The sequence below is a fragment of the Psychrobacter pygoscelis genome (assembly GCF_004335015.1).
GTDB lineage: Bacteria > Pseudomonadota > Gammaproteobacteria > Pseudomonadales > Moraxellaceae > Psychrobacter > Psychrobacter pygoscelis.
Genome location: NZ_RQRU01000002.1, coordinates 96,698 through 117,780 on the forward strand (window position 1 = coordinate 96,698; position 21,083 = coordinate 117,780).

At 45.9% G+C, this 21,083-nt stretch carries 14 protein-coding genes, 1 tRNA gene and 1 pseudogene; 6 read left to right on the top strand and 10 right to left on the bottom strand.

What is annotated here, in order from left to right:
- Positions 1–908 precede the first annotated feature (908 nt).
- Positions 909–1,682: a DUF4230 domain-containing protein gene (locus EGV92_RS05240; RefSeq protein WP_131668203.1), complete on the bottom strand. Its 774-nt coding sequence runs from the start codon at positions 1,680–1,682 to the stop codon at positions 909–911.
- 389 nt (positions 1,683–2,071) lie between these two features.
- Between EGV92_RS05240 and EGV92_RS05245 the strand changes: the two genes are divergently transcribed.
- Entirely contained in the window at positions 2,072–3,787 is a 1,716-nt protein-coding gene (locus tag EGV92_RS05245; RefSeq protein ID WP_131668204.1) for a proline--tRNA ligase, read from the top strand.
- An 85-nt stretch (positions 3,788–3,872) separates the two neighbouring features.
- Here EGV92_RS05245 and queF read toward each other — a convergent pair whose 3' ends face one another.
- From queF to EGV92_RS05265, 4 genes are all read right to left on the bottom strand, one after another.
- On the bottom strand, positions 3,873–4,739 hold the full coding sequence (gene queF / locus EGV92_RS05250; protein WP_131668205.1) for an NADPH-dependent 7-cyano-7-deazaguanine reductase QueF: 867 nt from the start codon (positions 4,737–4,739) through the stop codon (positions 3,873–3,875).
- A 414-nt stretch (positions 4,740–5,153) separates the two neighbouring features.
- Entirely contained in the window at positions 5,154–5,948 is a 795-nt protein-coding gene (locus EGV92_RS05255) for an ABC transporter permease (RefSeq protein ID WP_131668758.1), read from the bottom strand.
- A 50-nt stretch (positions 5,949–5,998) separates the two neighbouring features.
- Positions 5,999–6,961, bottom strand: coding sequence for an ABC transporter ATP-binding protein (locus tag EGV92_RS05260; protein WP_131668206.1), 963 nt, complete (start codon positions 6,959–6,961; stop codon positions 5,999–6,001).
- Positions 6,962–7,860: 899 nt separating this feature from the next.
- Positions 7,861–8,535: a c-type cytochrome gene (locus tag EGV92_RS05265; protein ID WP_242678628.1), complete on the bottom strand. Its 675-nt coding sequence runs from the start codon at positions 8,533–8,535 to the stop codon at positions 7,861–7,863.
- 341 nt (positions 8,536–8,876) lie between these two features.
- Between EGV92_RS05265 and EGV92_RS05270 the strand changes: the two genes are divergently transcribed.
- A tRNA-Arg gene (locus tag EGV92_RS05270) sits at positions 8,877–8,954 on the top strand.
- 148 nt (positions 8,955–9,102) lie between these two features.
- A complete protein-coding gene (locus tag EGV92_RS05275) occupies positions 9,103–9,447 on the top strand; it encodes a DMT family transporter (protein ID WP_131668760.1) in 345 nt (114 codons plus the stop codon).
- A gap of 75 nt (positions 9,448–9,522) precedes the next feature.
- Here the strand turns inward: EGV92_RS05275 and EGV92_RS05280 are convergent, their stop codons facing one another.
- A complete protein-coding gene (locus tag EGV92_RS05280) occupies positions 9,523–9,900 on the bottom strand; it encodes a hypothetical protein (RefSeq protein WP_131668207.1) in 378 nt (125 codons plus the stop codon).
- Between the two features lie 156 nt (positions 9,901–10,056).
- Between EGV92_RS05280 and EGV92_RS05285 the strand changes: the two genes are divergently transcribed.
- Complete coding sequence (locus EGV92_RS05285; protein ID WP_131668208.1) at positions 10,057–10,824, top strand: NAD-dependent deacylase; 768 nt, start codon at positions 10,057–10,059, stop codon at positions 10,822–10,824.
- Positions 10,825–10,957: 133 nt separating this feature from the next.
- On the opposite strand, the gene EGV92_RS05290 is transcribed toward EGV92_RS05285, so the two are convergent.
- From EGV92_RS05290 to EGV92_RS05300, 3 genes are all read right to left on the bottom strand, one after another.
- Positions 10,958–11,488 carry a TPM domain-containing protein gene (locus EGV92_RS05290; protein ID WP_131668209.1) on the bottom strand — a complete coding sequence of 177 codons (531 nt, stop codon included), beginning with the start codon at positions 11,486–11,488 and terminating at the stop codon, positions 10,958–10,960.
- 112 nt (positions 11,489–11,600) lie between these two features.
- Complete coding sequence (locus tag EGV92_RS05295; RefSeq protein WP_131668210.1) at positions 11,601–12,785, bottom strand: TPM domain-containing protein; 1,185 nt, start codon at positions 12,783–12,785, stop codon at positions 11,601–11,603.
- Between the two features lie 288 nt (positions 12,786–13,073).
- On the bottom strand, positions 13,074–13,658 hold the full coding sequence (locus EGV92_RS05300) for a LemA family protein (protein WP_131668761.1): 585 nt from the start codon (positions 13,656–13,658) through the stop codon (positions 13,074–13,076).
- Positions 13,659–14,634: 976 nt separating this feature from the next.
- Here EGV92_RS05300 and EGV92_RS05305 point away from each other — a divergent pair.
- The gene (locus EGV92_RS05305; RefSeq protein WP_207401745.1) at positions 14,635–16,173 is read left to right on the top strand and encodes an alanine/glycine:cation symporter family protein; all 1,539 of its coding nucleotides are present in this window, start codon (positions 14,635–14,637) and stop codon (positions 16,171–16,173) included.
- A gap of 105 nt (positions 16,174–16,278) precedes the next feature.
- On the opposite strand, the pseudogene EGV92_RS14175 reads toward EGV92_RS05305, so the two are convergent.
- Positions 16,279–16,671: pseudogene (locus EGV92_RS14175) on the bottom strand (fasciclin domain-containing protein).
- 639 nt (positions 16,672–17,310) lie between these two features.
- Here EGV92_RS14175 and metH point away from each other — a divergent pair.
- Complete coding sequence (gene metH / locus EGV92_RS05320; protein WP_423227899.1) at positions 17,311–20,997, top strand: methionine synthase; 3,687 nt, start codon at positions 17,311–17,313, stop codon at positions 20,995–20,997.
- The last annotated feature ends 86 nt before the right edge of the window (positions 20,998–21,083 follow it).

Below are 21,083 nucleotides of genomic sequence, written 5' to 3' on the forward strand. Positions count from 1 at the left end.
TAATCTGCTGGTAGCAGTAGAATGAACTTAACCAAGCATCATGTTGATAATTCTCTAACTATTCAGAGAGTTATCAACATATCCCTGAATGTTAATGCCTTACAATGTACAAAATATATTCGTTAAACGACCTAATAGAGCGAAAATCACCTCAAGTGCATCGCCAGTCACCCAATAACGGATTATTAGTGAGTAAAATTTATTGATGAAGCGTCACTGTGTTGAAGTTACATGACATCACAAATAAATATGCTGTTATAACCTCCACCATAGATTTAACTTAAATAGTAACGGGCGCGTCGGTTATAAATTGGCTATATCAGTCAGTTTACCCCGCGGTAAGCCTTCTAACTCTCCAAACATATTTTGTCTAAATTCATAAAATTGATGTGATAAATTTGACAAGAGGTCATTGAAAACATTGCTAAAAATATAAAACTTGTACAGTCTAAGTGAATTAGTCTACTCTAGTCAAACTAGGTATAGCCGTGGGTTTATTCCATAGCATTATAAAAGGTAGGGAAAAAGACTGTAAGAATAGAGCAGATGTATAAATATCGGGCTTCATAGCTAATAACCAAGCATTTATTTATTTATGTTAGTAAGTGCTACAAAGCTTCAATATGTCGAATGCTATCGGCTTAAATAGTGCTTATATCTCTCTATACCCTATCAATAGCCGCCTATAGAGGTCGATACTTGTAAGAACCAACGGGTTCAAACACGCCCTGCTGTTATCAGCAATAGTTTACTATTTAATAAAAGCTTGAACGATATGGCTATTAACAGCGGCTATAAAATGATAACTCTCTACTTGCTTCGCACTCGCTAAATGCTGGTTCGTTACGCATTAAGTACCGATTATGTACCGATGAATTACTGAATCAACTACTGAATTAAATATTAAATTAATCAGCTACTTGGCAAGCGCCTGCACCTTGAGTCATCACCATCACTTCTGCTCCAGTCAGCGCGAATAACTGCTGGACCTGCGCTTTAGCATTTTGCTCGGCTTGCACCATAACCTCACCTCGACAGGCCCGCTCTAACACTTCTTGCTTGGCGCTAATTTGCGCCTGTTTTAAAATCTCAGGATCTGCTTTAAGCATGCCAAATACCCCAGCTTGCCAGTCATAGACTTCAATATCATCGAGATAGACCGAGAAGATCTCTGACGGCGGTAGCGTCACGAGAATATTGGGCATAAGAGTAATCGGGGCATCACCATTACCTTGAGCAGCCGCTTGCTGCTTAGCGGCTTCGATCTGCTCAGCGCTAGGCTCACTAACCTGCACCATCTCTTGACCCAGCTTGCTAAGATCGACACCTGCTACCACTCGGCCACGCGCCACAAATAGTGCTTTTTGTTGATCCTGCCAGAGCCGCTGCCATGAGCCTTGCTTGCGACTGGTAATGACAGCATCGACATTATAGGCCACTGTTTCGAGTCGATTGAGCTTTTGAATCCTACTGACGACCCCTTCCCTACTCACTGTCTGAACTCTAGGCTCAGCAGGAGCGCTCAACATCTGCCATAGCATAAGACCCATTCCCAAGACGATCAAAAACCCTAACAGGGCCAACCAAGGCATCAGCCCACCAGAGCGCTGTCTACGGCTCTTAATAGGCGTCGTAGTTGCCTTGCTTGTCTCATTTGCTGTCTGTTTTGGGTCGTGCTTCATGATGGTTGCTCGCTATCTACATGCGGGATCTAAGTGGGGAGTTTACCTAGGAAGGTATTATCACAATGTGTCAGGTATATCTGATATATCATTGGCTTCATCAAATCAATCATGACAACTTTGAACAAGAGGGTGAAAAAGCTATTTAATCTTACCATAACCTATTTATTATATTTTAATATAGCCAATATCTGCTAAATTATCAGTACCATTTAGTTAGTTCTTTTGTCGCCTAGTCTGATTGCTAAATCTAGCGCCCGACTATTCTTCTTCACATTTCATCTCATGATGGCAAAAAACCATTGCGTCTACAGCGAAGTTTACCTACCATAGACAGATTACATATTTTACTATAGTTAATCGCTACAATTTAAGGTTGCGCGTTATTTATGAAAGCCAGTCAGTTTTTATTCGCCACACTAAAAGAAACCCCTAGCGATGCTGATATCGCCTCAAGCCAGTTAATGGTGAGAGCGGGTCTAATCCGCAAAATCGCTTCTGGACTGTATATTTGGCTCCCTATGGGCCTTCGTGTATTACAGCAGGTAGAGCGCATTGTACGTGAAGAGATGCTCAGAATTGGCAGCCTTGAGATCCTAATGCCGATGACGCAGCCTGCTGAGCTTTGGGAGAAGACAGGTCGTATCGAGGATTACGGTCCTGAGCTACTGCGCTTCTCAGATCGTCACAATCGCGACTTTGTTTTAGGTCCAACTCACGAGGAAGTCATTACCAATCTTGCTCAAGGTGAGCTGCGCAGCTATAAACAGCTACCCATGACTTTCTTTCAGATTCAAAGCAAATTCCGTGATGAGATTCGACCACGCTTTGGTGTGATGCGCGCGCGCGAATTTACCATGAAAGACGCCTACTCCTTTCATGTCGATCAAGCTTCGCTGGCCAAGACTTATCAAGATATGTTTGAGGCTTACACCCGTATCTTTACTCGGTTAGGTTTGGATTTTCGCGCTGTACAGGCAGATACTGGCTCAATCGGAGGTTTTGCCTCACACGAGTTCCATGTCCTAGCCGAAAGTGGTGAAGATGATATTGCCTTCTCATCAGAGTCGGATTTTGCCGCCAATATTGAGCTTGCCGAAGCGATCAATACCACTGAGCGCCAAGCGCCAAGCCAAGAACGAACCGATGTCGATACCGTTGATATGCCAACTTGTGAGCAAGTGGCTGAGCATTTGGGACTGCCTCTAGCGCAAACGGCTAAGACCCTTATCGCGCATGGTCATGATAGCGAGGGTAACCCACAGTTGGTGGCGCTGGTCATCCGTGGTGACCATACCTTGAATACCATCAAGGCTGAGAAGATTGAAGAAGTCGATGTTCCCTTCACCATGGCATCAGATGAAGAGATTCGCGCCGCGGGTCTGCACAAAGGCTATATCGGTGTTGACCTAGACATGCCAGTATTTGTCGACCGCGCTGCTGCCGCATTATCTGACTTTGTCAGCGGTGCCAACGTCCCTAACAAGCATACAACTGGTATGAACTGGGAGCGTGACGCTAGCATCACTCGCGTCGTCGATATTCGCAATGTTATTGAGGGCGATCCGTCACCTGATGGCAAAGGGACTATTCAGATTAAACGCGGGATTGAAGTCGGTCACATCTTCCAGCTGGGCGACAAATACTCTAAAGCGCTTAACTGTAACGTCATGGGCGAAGATGGCAAACCTGTGACTCTGATGATGGGCTGCTACGGTATTGGCGTTAGCCGAATTGTCGCCGCGGCTATTGAGCAAAATAACGATGACAATGGCATTATCTGGCCAGCTACCCCAGATGTCAGTGACTCTATCGCTCCATTTGAAGTGGCTATCGTCCCGATGAAGTCTAAAGAAGACACCGTCATGCAGACGGCTGAAGCACTGTATGAAGAGCTAAAAGCGCAAGGTGTTAACGTACTACTTGATGATCGCAATGAGCGTCCTGGTGTTAAATTCGCTGATCTTGAATTGGTAGGTATCCCGCATCGTATCGTCGTCTCAGACCGTAATTTGGCTGAAAATAAATACGAGTATGTGAATCGCCGTGATAGTGAAAAGCAGCTACTAAGCCGTGAAGAGTTGCTGGCTAAAATTAACGGTTAATTCAACTGTGATAAAGCCAAAAGAACCTCAATTGAGGTTCTTTTTTTTGATTAAACTATATCAATGTATCTTATTAGCTGCTTTGCTACTGCCGAACCAAACGACTGGGCTTAGGCAACAGTGATAAGTCACTTACTCGGCATGGATTGATATCGATACCACCGCGGCGCGTATACCACGCTCGCACCATCAGCTTACTGGGCTGATAAAAGTCACTAATATCAGCAAAAATCTGCTCGACGCACTGCTCATGAAAGCCATTATGCTGACGAAAACTTAACACATACTTGAGTAAGTTGGCATCATCGACTGCCACCTCTGTCGTCATCGCAATCGCTAGTGTGCCCCAGTCAGGCTGATCGGTAACAGGGCAATTGCTGCGTAATAGATTAGAATAAAGCTGATAGTCCTGAGCATTGCCAGTAACCTTCTTTTCGCCTAAAAGCCCAGCATCAGGATGCTCAGTCAGCTCAAGCTTATGAGATGAGCTGTACAGCGCATTATCGATACAGTGGCCTTGCGGCTGCTTAATTAACAGTCCTGTATTGGCATCAACCTGAGATAACTCAAATAAACTTACTGTCACTTGAGCGCCGACACAATTGGATAAATCCTTGGTAATCACCTCAAGCACCGCCTGCCAGCTAGCAAACTCGGTAAAGTTGAGACTGTTTAGATACAGCTTGAGGGACTTGGACTCTACTATGTTTGGCGACGTCGCAGGAATAGCAAACCGTGCTAACGCCACTTGCGAGATACCTTGCTCATCGAGCCACGACACTTCAAAAGCGTGCCACCAATCGACGCCTACTGTCAGCGCATTGACTTGCCGAGCGTGATGCTGCCCAATGATAACATCGCGACCTATTGATCGGGGAATTGCGTATAGCGCGTCGGGATGGTAGCTCTTTGGATAGCTGGTGGTCTCACCTAATACGCCATGAATACTCATAATAAGCCTTTAATCTTGAATAATAGAAACGCGCCCTATTTTACAGCAATTATCTGCCCATTGGCTTGCGCATGTGGTTTGACGACACTAAACCAGACCCGATATGCAGCTGAGTCTTCATCTCTTATTTTAAAATAAAAGTCTACCAATAACGGTAGATTAGTGAGCTAGTTTAGGCTAACGCTATCTAAGAAGGGACTACCCTTATCGTCCCTATAAACCTCATCGCCTCTATAAAAGGATAAGCGGTTTGGGATTTTTTGCAGTGCCTAGACTTGCATATTATCAAGTCGATAGTGGCCATCCCCTGACTTTGACCACATCATTACTGACTTGTAATCTGGAGAGAAGGTTAGCTGGCTGCCGTCAAACTCTTAAATGATGCCTGATTTAAAATACACCTACTAGGTCAACCTACAAGCGAATCCTTGACCCATCTAACAGCAACCGGTAGGCAATCACATAAAACACAACGCAAAATGCAAATATAGCAGCCATCGAATACCACACATTGACATCAGAATAGCCCAAGATGCCATAACGAAAAGAGTTGACCATATAGACGATCGGGTTGAGCAAGGATATATTCTGCCAAATGGGGGATAGATTCTCCATCGAATAGAACACGCCACCAAGATAAGTTAATGGCGTCAACACAAAACTTGGAATAATAGAGATATCGTCGAATGAGCGGGCAAAGGTAGCATTAATGAAGCCGCCAAGTGAGAACAGCACCGAGGTACCAATGACGGTGAATACCGTCACGAAAAAATGCTGCATACCCAATTGTGTAAAGAACAGCGCGACGATTGAGACGATGATAGCAATAGCCAAACCACGAAAGATACCACCGCTAATATAACCCAGTAAGATAGCATGCTTGGACACTGGTGATACGAGCAACTCCTCAATACTGGCATGGAACTTGGCACTAAAAAAGCTAGAGACGACATTGGAGTAGCTGTTGGTAATCACTGACATCATGATCAGCCCTGGAACGATGAACTGCATATAAGGGACGCCGCCCATCTCTCCAACACGCGAGCCTATCATCTTACCAAAAATGACAAAATACAAAGTCATGGTAATAACTGGCGGCAATAAGGTCTGTGGCCAGATTCGCAAGATACGTCGGACCTCTTTTGAGACAATGGTCTGAAAGGCAATCCACTTTTTGCGCCAGGTGAGCTGCGGCGTCTGTGGGGACATCATAGCCGTCGACTCAATATCCATGGCATCTTGATTGCTAGGGTTATGGCTCATAGTCCCGCCTCCTTCATACTGTCTTTACCAGATATATTTTTGTCCACCAAGCGCATAAACAGCTCTTCTAAGCGATTGGCCTTATTGCGCATACTCGCCACTTTGATATCAAGATCATTGAGCTGATCAAATACGCAGTTCAGCGACTCACCTTTACTTAAGGTCACCTCTACTGTCAGCTCATCGGGCTGTGTCACTTCAGTGACTTTATCAATGGCTAAGGTCTGAGTCAGTGGCTGCGCCAAATCCAAAACGAAGGTTTCAACGGATAGCTGACCCAGTAAGTGTTTCATCTCAGTATTAATACGAATCTCACCATGATCTAAGATGGCGATACGACGACACAGCTGCTCTGCTTCTTCTAGATAATGCGTCGTCAAGATAATCGTGGTGTTTTCTTCTCGATTGATCTGCTGCATAAACTCCCACATCGAGCGGCGCAGCTCGATATCGACCCCTGCAGTTGGCTCATCCAATATCAGTAGCTTAGGCTTATGGATCAGCGCCCTAGCAATCATGAGTCGGCGCTTCATACCACCCGACAGCTCCCGTGCCTTATTATCACGCTTGTCCCAAAGCCCTAATGCCGTTAATAGCTTTTTGGCACGAGGACGCGACTCTTTAGCCGGAATACCAAAGTAACCTGCCTGCGTAATCAAGATATTTTGAACTTTTTCAAACTGGTTGAAGTTAAACTCCTGTGGTACGACGCCAAGGTACTGCTTGGCAATCGACGGATTGGCTAATAAATCGATACCGAAGATAGTCACCTTACCCGTTGATGGCTTAAATAATGAGCTAATTATGCCAATCATGGTAGATTTACCCGCACCATTAGGACCCAGAAGCGCAAAGAACCCACCTTGCGGTACAGTCAAGTCAACATTTTTTAGGGCAGAAAACCCATTGGCATATGTTTTGGATAGATTTTCTATTTGCAGTGCCGGGACATCGGTCATGACAACCTCTATATTTGGAGTAACAACAACACTAGAATCTGGGCTAGCCCAGTCAGTGAAAAAAGCTGTATAAGTAGTGAAAGATCAAGAGAATTCTAGCTGGATAGCATTTGTAGCAATAACTAAAAATCACTGCGGATGACTTTTAATCGCTAAATGGTAAAGCTGAAGCAAGTAAAGCCAGATAAGATTAGTAAATAAAGTAGGCTTATAAGGGACGGCTTCAAAGAGCAGGCAGGCAAATGCAAGCATAACTAGCCCCCTCAAAGCATCTCATTATAAGCAAGTATCCTCTGACAAGACGGAATCGCTAATATTAGATAGGATTCACTATTGAGCCTCAAGCTACAGATAGTAGATAACCATAGACACAGGCTAGTAACTCCATTGTGTGAGGCTATCTGAGTAAAATTTCAAGAGCGCAGATACGCTTGTTCACGACAAACCTGACAATACCAAACAATTATCTGTATGGGACACAGTGCAGGGTTAGCCCACGGCTAAACCATAGTCAGACCCAAGTTAGCCTACAGTTAGCCCTGATGACCATAGTTGTGGGCATACAGTGGCACAACAACTTTAGGACTGATAATAAGAAACGCTTACTCTACTGCTGTAGAATAAGCGTCTTGATAATCTTAAGCAGATAAGATAAAGCTTGCGGATGACTCGCTTATAACGATTAATCGCTTATAAGTCAGTTACATTATCTAGTCTAATCACGGCGGTTTAATCGCTGTATCACACTCTAGTCACACCCTAGGCAACATCCAAATCACTGATAGGTCTAAGCGCTCAATCACTCAGAAAGCTCAACCAGTTATTAACAACGCTTAACTACTCTAGTACAGCTGATTGAGCCATCGACATATGAGTGGGTCAGTGACTGGCTTATGCTACTAGGTAGACTCACTCACCATATAGTCTACTGCATTCTGAACTTCTTCATCAGGAATGTCAGCACCACCTTTAGCAGGCATAGCGTTAAAACCGTTGATCGCGTGATCATATAATGTATCTTTACCTTTACCAGCGCGAGGTCCCCAAGCACCTGCATCACCTAATGCTGGTGAGCCAAGTAATCCTGTGGCATGACACGTATGACATACCGCATCATAGACAGCCTTACCATCACGAGGTTCGCCATCTGCTGAGCCACCACTGGCTCTCACGGTAACATCACACTCTTCGCCTTCAAAGCAAACCTTTCCTACCGGCTCAATTCGAGCGATCAATCTAGGATAGAGTGCCATAAGCTTCTGTACTTGCGGGGTATCTTGAGGAATAGGCTCTTCCTCAGCTGCTGCCGCCGGCGGCGCCTCTTCTGCTCCTGCAGCTTCGTCAGCTGTTTCACTGTCAGCTGCTGTTTCAGCGTCGCCTTCAGCGGCATCGCTTGTCTCTTGGTCCTCAGTAGCGGCTTCAGGGGCCGCTGCCTCTGAATCGGCCGCAACAGCGACAGTTTCGGTTTGCACGGCGTCGACTTCTTCTGCGGCTTGGCTTACTGCGATACCCGACATGGCTAATAGGGCAGCTGCGGATAACATAGCAGCTGTTTTAATGGCTGTTTTTTTCATGCGTCACGTTCTCTTATTACGAAAGCCAGTGGCTGGCTGCTGACTCAGGCGGTAGTAGCGAGCGAACTGGACTTCGGTGAACATAAATTAATTATAAATTCTCCCTAGTATTATAAGGGAAAAAGGCACTCAATTACCATGCTCGATTGATGACTGAATGGATTTTCGTAAAAATGTCATCGATATGAGCTATTTTATTGGCAATTGGCTGTTTATTTGCTAGACTAGGCGGTCTTCTAATCTGCATAAGATACTTCTTGTATTTTACCTATCAGCAGATTGATCAGTAACTATTGAGTTGGCGATTACTCTACATTAGCCGTTGACTCATGCTGACACTAGCGCTCGTAGCTCAGTTGGATTAGAGTATCGGTCTCCGAAGCCGAGGGTCGTGGGTTCGATTCCCGCCGAGCGCACCAATCATAAAAAGCCACATAACTCGATCTTTTTCAGGTCTACTCCTACCCCTAAATAACGTCTATCTCTAAGCAAATTTAGTACAATAGCGCAGCTATTAGCTCGCTCTTTACTTGCCTCTAATCACCTCAGCTAACTGATGCGCCCATGATGTCCCCTACGACGATTGCCTATGGCTACTTAGGTCTTGCTATTATTTGTGAAGTACTGGGCACTACCTTTATGGCCAAATCTGCAGAATTCACCCGCCTAGCCCCTACTACAGTTATGGCAATATTATATGGTATCTCGCTGTTTTTCTTAGCCAAATCATTAAGGGTAATCCTACTAGGGGTTGCTTATGCCATTTGGGGCGGCTTAGGCATTGTATTAACCTCTGTCGTCGGCCTGTTTGTCTTTAAACAGTCTTTGGGACTGCCAGCCATATTAGGGATTGCCCTGATTGTTTCGGGCGTGGTCATCTTAAATGTATTTTCTAATACAGTCCCGCACTAAAAGTAAGCTCTAGCTCAGACTGCACCTACCTACTAATGGACTATCCGCTTAACTCAAAACTAAAAAAACTCAAGACTAAGACGACTTGAGGCTAGCTTGCACAGTTTGCTTAAGCACCTCAGCGCTAGGCAATTTGTGAAAATTCACCACCATTGCCTCACCCAGTTGGCGACTGCCTGCCTGCAGTTTTTTATCCATGGTGAGCATCAACCGCTTATGGTGGCCGACCTGTACCAAGATACGATTATGCTTTAAGGTAGTGTTCATCTGCGGTAAATGCTGGCCAATCATCTGATTGAGCTTGACGATATCCGCTGTGGGTTGCACGGTAGTCTTGGTCGGGCGCTGTTTGGACTGGCTATTATCCCGTCGGCTTAATGCTACAGCAAATAAGACGCCCGCGACGACTAATACAATGATAAGCCACCATCCCCCACTTAATGTCATCGTCATATCCTCTATTCTTTTGCTATGGTTAATAGGCTAAACTACCCGTATACTGTCTATCCGCTAGAATCTCACCACTTGCGCCTGCTGCCTAGTTAGTCCCACTTTATAATCAAGAATACTCATAATAGAACATACTCTTAATTAATAAAGGATACTCTGATGACCTTGTCGACTGATACGAATTTAAGCAAAGCTGTTCAGGTATTAAAAAATGCCCAGCGTATCTGTATTCTCACTGGAGCAGGTATCTCAGCTGAGAGTGGTATTCCTACTTTTCGTGATGAGCAATCTGGACTTTGGAAGAGCTTTCGCGCTGAAGATTTGGCCAGTATTGACGCCTTCAATCGAGATCCAAAGCTGGTATGGTCATGGTATCAGTGGCGCCGCGCTGAGGTCAAAGACAAATCCCCTAACCCCGCTCATCATGCCTTGGCCAAATGGCAACAGCATAGCGTAAAGGCAGATAAGCCCTCACAGCAGTTATCACTTATCACTCAAAATGTCGATGATTTGCACGAGCAGGCCGGCAGTAGTGCTACCCACCTTCATGGCGAGCTTTGGAAAAATCACTGTAGTGACTGCGGTATGCCCTATATTGCCCATATTGATACAGGCAGCACTGAGCTTGTAGAATGTGATGCTTGTGGCGGCTATGTCAGACCCAGTATCGTCTGGTTCGGTGAGATGCTACCACAGCGAGCTTGGCAAGTCGCACAGCAGAGCGCTGACAATTGCGACGTATTTATGAGTATCGGCACTTCAAGTATCGTCTATCCAGCAGCGGGGCTTGCGCAAGTGGCCAAACAAAACGGCGCGACTGTCATTGAGATTAACCCTCACCCTACCGATAGCGGCTTGGTCGATATTCAGATTCCTTATCCTGCTGGGCAAGCTCTGCCCGCACTTATTAATCAGCTTGGTCTCTAATCTAAAGATATCAACCTAGACCACTAAAAGCAGAAAGACTGTCTGTCACTCGGCTTTTAGTTATGTTGATTTTTAAGCGGCTGATATACAGATACTAATCTACAAAGTCCTGTTACCGCACCAGTGTTAAGTATTATTTAATATATAACACCGTATCTGATAACTCATTGCCTGCCGGATCGTGCTCTAGATAATAATGCTGTCTTAACAGTTGCCCAATCTCATCCAATAGCTCAGCCAGACTCTCTTCTACATTTTTGTTTTTTAGTCCTGACAGCGCTTTATCGCACATTGCTTGCCACACGGTAGGGCTGACATGCTCACTGATACCCCGATCAGCCACAATCTCTAAGGCATGCTCACAGACATTGACGTAAACCAATACGCCAGTGTTTTCTTCGGTGTCCCAGACCCTACAACTACTGAACAGCTCAATGGCACGGTCGCGGCAGTCATTATGATAGGCGCTACTAATGGGCAAGTGGTTTTCAATCACTAGATAGACCTCACCGCGATGACCCTTCTCCGCTTCTGTTACCTTATCAGTTAGGCGCTGGCGAGCTTCAGGTGTCACCCATCTACTGTGCAGTAGAGGGACAAACATCACTTGACGCCACCACCGAGCAAAGCTGGTCTGGGAAGGCTGTGAGCGAAGTGATTCCATGGAGTAATCCTTAAAATAATACAATCTGATTTTATAATGAACCGCTAAATTTACCAATTATTTGCCTAGACACTGAGCAGTTGCATCGGCGTGGCTCAGGTCACTAGGATGGTTACCAAGAGCCGCCAGCGCCGCCGCCGCCAAAGCCGCCACCGCCACCGCCGAAGCCGCCGCCACCAAAGCCACCGCCGCCGAAGCCGCCACCACTAGATCCACCGCCGAAACCGCCACCAGGAAGGAAGATCATGCCGCCGCCACCACCACCGCGGCCGCCGCGACCACCACCGCCGCCGCCTTTAGCAATTAAGAACATCCAGAGGAAGATAGTCATAATGATGGTCATAAAAAACCCACCACCAAGAACAAGTGACCCGACAAAGAAGCCGCCTGCCGTTAGGATAGAGCCTAAAATACGACCAAAAATAGCGGTGATAAAGCTACCAAAGATTAGTGCCATAATGAATAGAAAAATTGGCGAGGGACTATCGCCCATATCGCTAGAGCTCTGACTTCTTTTTTCAGCTTGAGCGTCAGCTTGCGCCAGTACCTCAGGGTCTGCTATCAGACGCTCTTCAATACGATTAACCCCTGCAATTAGGCCTTCGCCGTACTGCCCTTGTTTAAAATAAGGGGTAATATCATCTCGGATAATACGATTAAGCGCCGCGTCAGGGAGCACCCCCTCTAAGCCGTATCCAGACTGGATATACATGTCTCTATCGTTCACTGCGACTAGAATGAGTAGACCATCATCTGTATCTGCCTCACCCAATTGCCATCTTTCTGCCGCTTGTAGCGAGTAGTCAAATATCGGCACTCCTTTGGTCGACGGCACAATGACCACAGCTGCTTGAGCGAGACCTTGATTATAGATATTGCGAAGCTGAGCCTGTAGCCGCTGCTTCTCTTGTGGATTGAGAATGCCGGCTTGGTCGACGACAGGATCATTGAGGATTAGCTTATCAACAGCCACGGCTTCAGCAGTAGACTGCCGCGGTGTTGCGGTGTTTCTTGTTGATGCCGAAGAAGCTTCAGCCGTAGCCGAATCAGCATCAAAACTACTGGCGTTCGGCAGTGACTCACGGATGGCTTCATTGCCCAATACCGCATCATTAATCGCTTCGTTCTGCTGGCCGGCCTTAGCGATAGCGACCAAGTCATCAATACTCTGATCCGTAAGATTCTGCTGCTGCGTACTGACAGCCGTATTGCCATCATTGGCTGCAAAACCTATCGGCGCATACATTGTACCCCACGCTATGAGTATTGCTGTTAGACATGGCTTAAAGTTTCGCATGTTGATCTCTACCACCTGATATTTCTTAAAGTTATAAAGCTACTGGCTACACAGCCGACATTAATTATCCAATTGATGGAGTGGATATCGAACTCAGCTTGCAGATATTGGCGAAAATCACGCACTACAGCGTCTATTCCAGCAGATATCCCATCGGCATAATTACCCGCTTTGAAATAATGATAATAGCTAAATACGACTCATTATTTTTATTGTCTATCTTAATATTGATAAGAGCTAACAAGCTAAATTACAGCTTGATAGCTCATTAGTAAGATGAATTTAGAGCTATTCACCAAAATCAACGTCTGGTGCGGTTGAAATTTCAGCTTCATTGGCAACCGTAAAGTTAGGTTTTGTGTCCATACCAAACACTTTGGCGGTAATATTGGTTGGGAATTGACGAACAGTAGTATTGTAGCTTTGCACCTCTTGGATATAACGATTTCGGGCAACAGTGATACGATTTTCTGTTCCCTCAAGCTGCGCCTGTAAGTCTTGGAATAGCGCATCAGACTTAAGTTCAGGATAGCGCTCAGAGACCGCCATTAATCGAGACAAGGCGCTACCCATTTGCGCTTGAGCTTCTTGATAACGCTCCATAGCAGCAGGATCATTTAGTACCTCTGGCGTCACTTGCATGCTACCTGCTCGTGAGCGTGCTTCAGCGACTTGGGTAAATACCTCTTGCTCTTGATCAGCATATTGTTTGACGACTTTCACAAGGTTTGGTACTAAGTCATCACGGCGCTGATATTGGTTGACCACTTCCGACCAAGCTGCGGTAACTTGCTCATCTTGCGCTTGAAGACCGTTATAGCCACAGCCTGTCATACCTACTGTTGAGGTGGCAAGTACCGCGCTAATTAGCATCGGCTTAAGTACTGATTGGATGGTGTTACGCTTGGCAATATGCTTCATATCAATATTTCTCCAGAATAGACCTTTACACTAACAAGGTCGGTGTACTATCAAGTTATAATCACTGTAATAATGATACCACTTAAGTCATATTACAATTTATCGTTACCAAAAATAACGCTTTACGTTGGTTATTTACTAGGGTCTATTTGCTCCTTCAAATATTAGGACTACTGATAGCTAACATCGCATCAAATGAGGCTTAAACCGACGATAATGCCGTATCTTAGCTAGGTTTCTAACAGTGTTTGTGGTGATTTTAGCATTAGCCCTCACAATCAACACAGGGTCAGGGCCATTTTTAGCTCATATCTTATCTGTCCCTTTATCAGCACTTCTATCAGCACTTTCTTTAAGAGCCGCCTTTATCCCATTAGTTATGCTTTAATTAATGCTTTAATTAATAATTCTATAAACAGTATAGCAGATCATTATTAAGTACTCCTTAATCCTTGTTTGTTCTTTATTTTCTCGATATATCTTCTGAGTTTATTCGCCTTAAGTGCCGAGCTGCCTGTCTAGTTTGCCGCCAAAAATATCTTCCATACCAAAAATATTCTGGTATTTACATAAATTTTGTGGCAAATTGCAGTTACTTAGGCAAACGTTTTGGTTACATTGTGTTAGTTTCCTTAACATTCGCCCAAGCTATCACTTAATAAGAAATCTGTTGTCGTCTGTTTTATCCGCTGGTCTATTCTGTTTTACTTGCTACTTATCTTCGTGATGGTTCGTAAGACTAATTAGACTAGCCGATAGATACAGTCTACTAAATGCCTTAACCCTATGGCTTTTACAAACCACTGAGGTGATAAGTAGCCATCACTCGTTGTAACTTAGCTATTTGTAACATTACTTTTTAAAACAGGGACGGTTATTTACTCTTATTTTATAAAAGCTATCAGTAGACAATTTTAGGAATACTAATATGAGTTTGGCAGAAATAGTTGGTTTTTTAAACGGAATTATATGGAGCCCTGCACTGATCTATCTGTGCTTGGGCGCTGGTCTATTTTATTCAATTCAGACGCGCTTCGTTCAAGTACGTCTGTTCGGGGAGATGATTCGACTGCTATTTAGTGGCAAATCAAGTAGGCAAGGCATTTCCTCATTTCAGGCACTAGCGGTATCCTTGGCCGGTCGAGTGGGTATGGGTAACATCGCTGGTGTTGCTGCTGCTATCGGCTTTGGTGGTCCAGGTGCGGTATTCTGGATGTGGGTTGTGGCCTTTTTAGGGGCTTCAACGGCTTACACAGAATCCACCCTAGCGCAGATATATAAAGAAAAAGATATCGTCACTGGCGAGTATCGCGGTGGCCCTGCTTACTACTTTGAGCGTGCGCTAGGTCAGAAGTGGTACGGTATCTTATTTGCTATTGCCTCTATTATCGCCTGTGGTATTTTCTTACCCGGTGTTCAGGCCAATGGTGTGGTTAACGCTGCGGCGCAAGTCTTAGGCGAAGGCTCCACAATGGCTATCCTGGGTATGGAAGTTGGGGTGATCCGCCTAGCGGCTCTAGCGGGTATCTTGCTAGTATTGGCAGTCATTATCTTTGGTGGTATCAAACGTATCGCTCACTTCACCGAATTTGTCGTACCTTTTATGGCAGTCGGTTATATTGTCCTAGCTTTAATCATTATGTTCTCCAACATTAGTATGGTACCAGATGTCTTTGGGATGATTATCGGTGATGCCTTTACTGCACAAGCTGGCTTCGGTGCGGCTATCGGGTGGGGCGTTAAACGCGGTGTTTACTCAAACGAAGCTGGTCAAGGTACAGGCCCCCATGCCGCTGCTGCAGCTGAAGTTGAGCACCCTGCTCAGCAAGGTTTGGTTCAGGCATTCTCAGTCTACGTTGACACCCTACTTGTCTGCTCGGCCACTGCTTTTATGATTCTATCGACAGGCATGTACAATATCCAAGGTACTAAGCCTGACGGTGAATTTATTGTTCAAAACATCGACAAAACGACTGAAATCAACTCGCCCGCCTTTACGCAAATGGCGATGGAGTCAGTATACGGCACATTCGGCGATACCTTTATCGCCGTCGCTGTATTCTTCTTTGCTTTCACCACCATTTTGGCTTATTACTATATCGCCGAGGTAAATGTTAACTATCTAACACGCTTTATGAGCCGCGGCGCGCATAACACCGGTATCTTTATCGTTAAGGTATTGATTATGGTGATGGTTGCCTATGGTGGACTTAATACTGCCGGTTATATCTGGGGCATCGGTGACGTGGGGGTTGGTCTGATGGCTTGGCTCAACATTGTCGGTATTCTTATCATCTTCTTTATTGCGCGTCCTGCTCTTGACGCCCTTAAGGATTATGAAGCTCAGCATAAAGCAGGAGTGAAAGAATACACCTTCAACCCTGCTCAGTTCGGTATTAAGAATGCACCGTACTGGGAAGATCGTCATCGTGAGTTAGGGGCTACTAAGCAAGACACTCTGCGCTAATTCTCCATTAGCACCGCTCATAACTGAGCTAATTTGCACCAAAAACCCGATACTGAGTATCGGGTTTTTGATGTTTAACTGTATTAGTTTAATGGAATCTTACTATCATAATGGTTCGCTCTTGGGCAATAGCGCTTTGTCGATGATATGGACGATTCCATTACTAGCCACCAAGTCAGTCTTAAGTATGCTCGCCGCTCGCCCCTTACCAGCCATAATGGTAGATTGCGGCGTAACGGTAAAGTTCTGCTGCGCCACGGTCATGCCCTCACCCGCCTTGACGTCTTTAGCTTGACGTCTTTGGCATAGTCAGGCGCTGCATTACTAATGCATATGATAAGCCAGTATTTTTTGTAAAAGTGGCTTATTAGAGAGCAGTCGCTCCTTAGTGATACTTGTCTGTTGTAATAAGCTGGCAAAAGCCGTATTAGTCGAGGCAAAGACAGTAAATTTAGCGTCTAGATTGGATAAAGCTTGTACCAGTCCAGCTTGCGATATTGCTTCTACTCAGATGGGAAATCAGGACTACTTTGCATCAACTACACCGCAGTCACAGTTGACTTTTGCAAGCTTGAGTCAGGCGTGGGCGTCGCCGGATGCATGGTTGTTGTAGGTATAATATTGTTACAAGCCGTGACACTGCCTAAATTTGTCCTTAACCTTCCGTGAATTTTATCGATTAACAATTTTAACTTTATAAGCCTCCGTTAATATTAAATAAATCTAATTTAATCCGCTAATATCCACAGTTTGTAATGGTTAAGTTTGTGACGCTCTAGATAATAATAACTGTTCGGTAATTTTAAACCACATGCCCATATAGACCTCATATAGTCTATATAAGCCAATTTTTATTCCTTATATTTTTTACAAAACAAAGTGATGGAACGAGGTGTAAATAAGAATTGTTAGCGCCTTATCAGTCATGTAATTTGTCATTCCAGTGAACTGCACTAAGCTATTGCTATGCTACACTAAGTCGCTATCTAGACCTGTTATTTATCCAATTGCATAAGACATCATATGACCACTAGCTCTCACTCGCCATCTACTGACACGCCTGCCGACTCTACCTCTTATAATCCTAGCGACTTTGTCTTAACCCCGCCCAAAGTATTTCCCTTTAAAGATAAGCAGCTGAGTGTCCGCGAGCGCATAATCGAGCAGTTAACTCAGCGCATTCTGATGCTAGATGGTGCGATGGGCACGCAGATTCAGACTTACAAACTACAAGAGGCTGACTATCGAGGCGAGCGCTTTGCTGATATTGAGCAAGACGTTCAGGGTAATAATGACTTGTTGGTACTTACCCAGCCCCAGCTGATTAAAGACATCCATCTGGATCATCTGGCAGCAGGCTCGGACATTATCGAGACCAATAGCTTCAACGGCACTCGCATCTCCATGGCAGACTATGCAATGGAATATCTCGTCCCTGAGATTAATCGCGCGGCAGCCAGACTCGCTCGCGAAGCCGCCGATGAAGTCACCGCGCAGAATCCCGACAAGCCAAGATTTGTCGCTGGAGTACTTGGACCAACATCGCGGACTTGCTCTATCTCCCCTGATGTCAACGATCCGGCCTTTCGTAATATTACCTTTGATGAGCTAGTAGATAACTATACCGAAGCCACACTGGCCTTAATCGAAGGCGGTGTTGACTTAATCCTAATTGAGACCATCTTTGACACGCTCAATGCCAAAGCCGCCATCTTTGCGGTCACTGGGGTATTTGATACCATCGGCTTTGAGCTACCCATTATGATATCGGGGACGATTACCGATGCCTCCGGTCGGACACTGTCAGGGCAAACGGCAGAAGCCTTTTATAACTCCATTCGCCACGCCAAGCCGCTGTCCGTAGGCTTTAACTGCGCCCTCGGTGCCGATGCACTCAAGCCGCATATCCAAACCCTATCTGATATCGCCGATACTTATGTCTCAGCCCACCCTAATGCAGGCTTGCCCAATGAGTTTGGCGAATACGATGAGACCGCGGAAGAGACAGCAGCGCTACTTGAGGGCTTTGCTAAATCAGGTATCTTAAACATCGTCGGTGGCTGCTGTGGTACGCGCCCTGAGCATATCAAAGCCATTAATGACGTCATGGCCAACTATCCACCGCGTGTCATCCCTGAGATACCACGAGCGTGTAGGCTTTCAGGTCTCGAACCGTTTACCATTAGCAAAGACAGCCTGTTTGTGAATGTTGGTGAGCGAACTAACGTCACTGGCTCTAAGAAGTTCTTACGGTTAATTAAAACAGGTGAGTTCTCTGAAGCCTTGGATGTGGCGCGTAACCAAGTCGAGGGCGGCGCGCAAATCGTCGATATCAATATGGACGAGGGCATGCTCGACTCCAAGCAAGCGATGATTCACTTTTTAAACCTCGTCGCCAGTGAGCCAGATATTAGCCGCGTGCCGCTGATGATCGACTCCTCAAAATGGGACATCATCGAAGAAGGTCTTAAGCGCAGCCAAGGCAAAGCAGTCGTTAACTCCATCTCCTTAAAAGAAGGTTATGACGAGTTCGTCAAGCGTGCCAAATTATGTATGCGCTATGGCGCAGCAGTCATCGTTATGGCCTTTGATGAAGACGGTCAAGCCGACACCTATGAGCGTAAGGTCGACATCTGTAAACGCAGCTACGACATACTGGTCGATGAGCTGGGTTTCCCTGCCGAAGACATCATCTTTGACCCTAATATCTTCGCCGTTGCCACCGGTATCCCCGAGCATAACAATTACGGTGCTGACTTTATTAACGCCACTCAGTGGATAACTGACAATCTACCACACGCTATGGTGTCAGGCGGCGTCTCTAACGTCTCCTTCAGCTTCCGTGGTAATCCTATCCGTGAAGCCATCAATGCCGTGTTCCTTTACCACGCCATTAAAGCGGGCCTGACCATGGGTATCGTCAATCCGGCGATGCTTGAGGTCTATGACGAGATACCAAAAGAAGCCCGCGAAGCCATTGAAGATGTGATGCTCAACCGCAATCAAGGCGAGTCAGGACAAGATGCCACTGAACGGCTAATGACTGCGGCTGAAAACTACCAAGCAGGTGGCAAAAAGCACGATGGCACGGTGGACCTGTCATGGCGCGAGCAATCCGTAGAGAAGCGTATTGAACATGCCCTAGTCAAAGGCATTACCACCTATATTGATGAAGACACCAAAGAGGCGTGGGAGAAATACCCCAAACCACTCGACGTCATCGAAGGGCCATTAATGGATGGCATGAATGTGGTCGGTGACTTGTTTGGTGCTGGTAAGATGTTCCTCCCGCAGGTGGTCAAATCTGCTCGAGTAATGAAACAATCGGTTGCTTGGCTGAACCCGTATATCGAAGCAGAAAAGGTCGAGGGCGAAGTCAAAGGTAAGGTACTGATGGCGACCGTCAAAGGTGACGTGCATGATATCGGCAAAAACATCGTCGGCGTGGTGCTCGGCTGTAATGGCTATGATGTGGTAGACCTCGGTGTCATGGTACCGTGCGACAAAATCCTCGATACGGCTATCGCTGAAAAGTGCGACATTATCGGGCTGTCTGGTCTCATTACCCCAAGTCTCGATGAGATGGTCTATGTCGCCAAGCAGATGCAAGAGCGCGGCATGACCTTACCGCTAATGATTGGCGGTGCTACGACGTCTAAGGCGCATACAGCAGTGAAGATCGAACCCAATTATCAGAATGATGCGGTCATCTATGTCACTGATGCCTCTCGTGCGGTGGGCGTAGTGACTAAGCTGCTGTCTGCCGAGCACCGAGTAGAGCTGATTAATGAGGCCCGCGCCGAGTACCAAAAGATAAGAGAGCGCCTCGCCAACCGCAAGCCCAAAGCCGCTAAGCTTAGCTATGACGAAGCTATAGAGCAAGGCTTTCAGTTTGATTGGGACAGCTATACACCGCCTGTACCGAATACTTTAGGTCAGGTGGTGTTGCACGACTACCCTATCGATAACCTTCTCCCGTTTATCGACTGGACGCCGTTTTTTATCTCATGGGGCTTGGTCGGCAAATATCCGAAAATCTTTGACGATGAGGTTGTGGGTACAGAGGCCAAAGATCTATTTGGTAATGCGCAAGATATGCTGCGAAAGCTAATCGATGACAAGCTGATTACCGCCAAAGGCGTATTTAAAATCATGCCTGCGCGCCGGACGGCTGCTGATAGCATCACCGTCTATGACAAACCAGTCTCTGAGGGTGGTCAGCCTACGCATGTGTTTGAACATTTGCGTCAGCAGTCAGATAAAGCCAGTGGCAAGCCCAACTTCAGTTTGGCAGACTTTGTCTCGCCATCTGAAGACGATACGGATTATCTTGGCGGCTTTACCGTATCGCTTGAGGGGGCGGACGAGCTGGCGAAAGAATACAAAGCCAATGGCGATGACTATAACTCAATTATGGTTCAAGCCTTGTGTGACCGCCTCGCCGAAGCCTTTGCCGAGCATCTACATCTACTTATCCGCACTCAATATTGGGACTACCAACCTAATGAGTCGCTGAGCAATGAAGAGCTGATTAAGGAGAAATACGTCGGCATCCGCCCTGCCCCAGGCTATCCGGCTTGCCCTGAGCATACCGAAAAGGGCAAGCTGTTTGATTGGCTCGATACCGAAAATGCTATCGGCACGACACTGACCGAAAGCTTCGCCATGTGGCCAGCCTCCTCCGTCAGTGGCTTTTATTACTCGCATCCTGAGAGTGTCTACTTCAATGTCGGTAAGATTGGCCGTGACCAGCTTGAGAATTATGCTGAGCGCAAAGGTTGGGATATAAAGACAGCTGAGAAGTGGTTGAATCCGAATTTGTAGAGGTGATTTTATAATCTCTATCAACCTTACTCCATCAAGTCCGTTTAATAACGCACTCTATAACCTGCTAAGATAAGACGGTATCT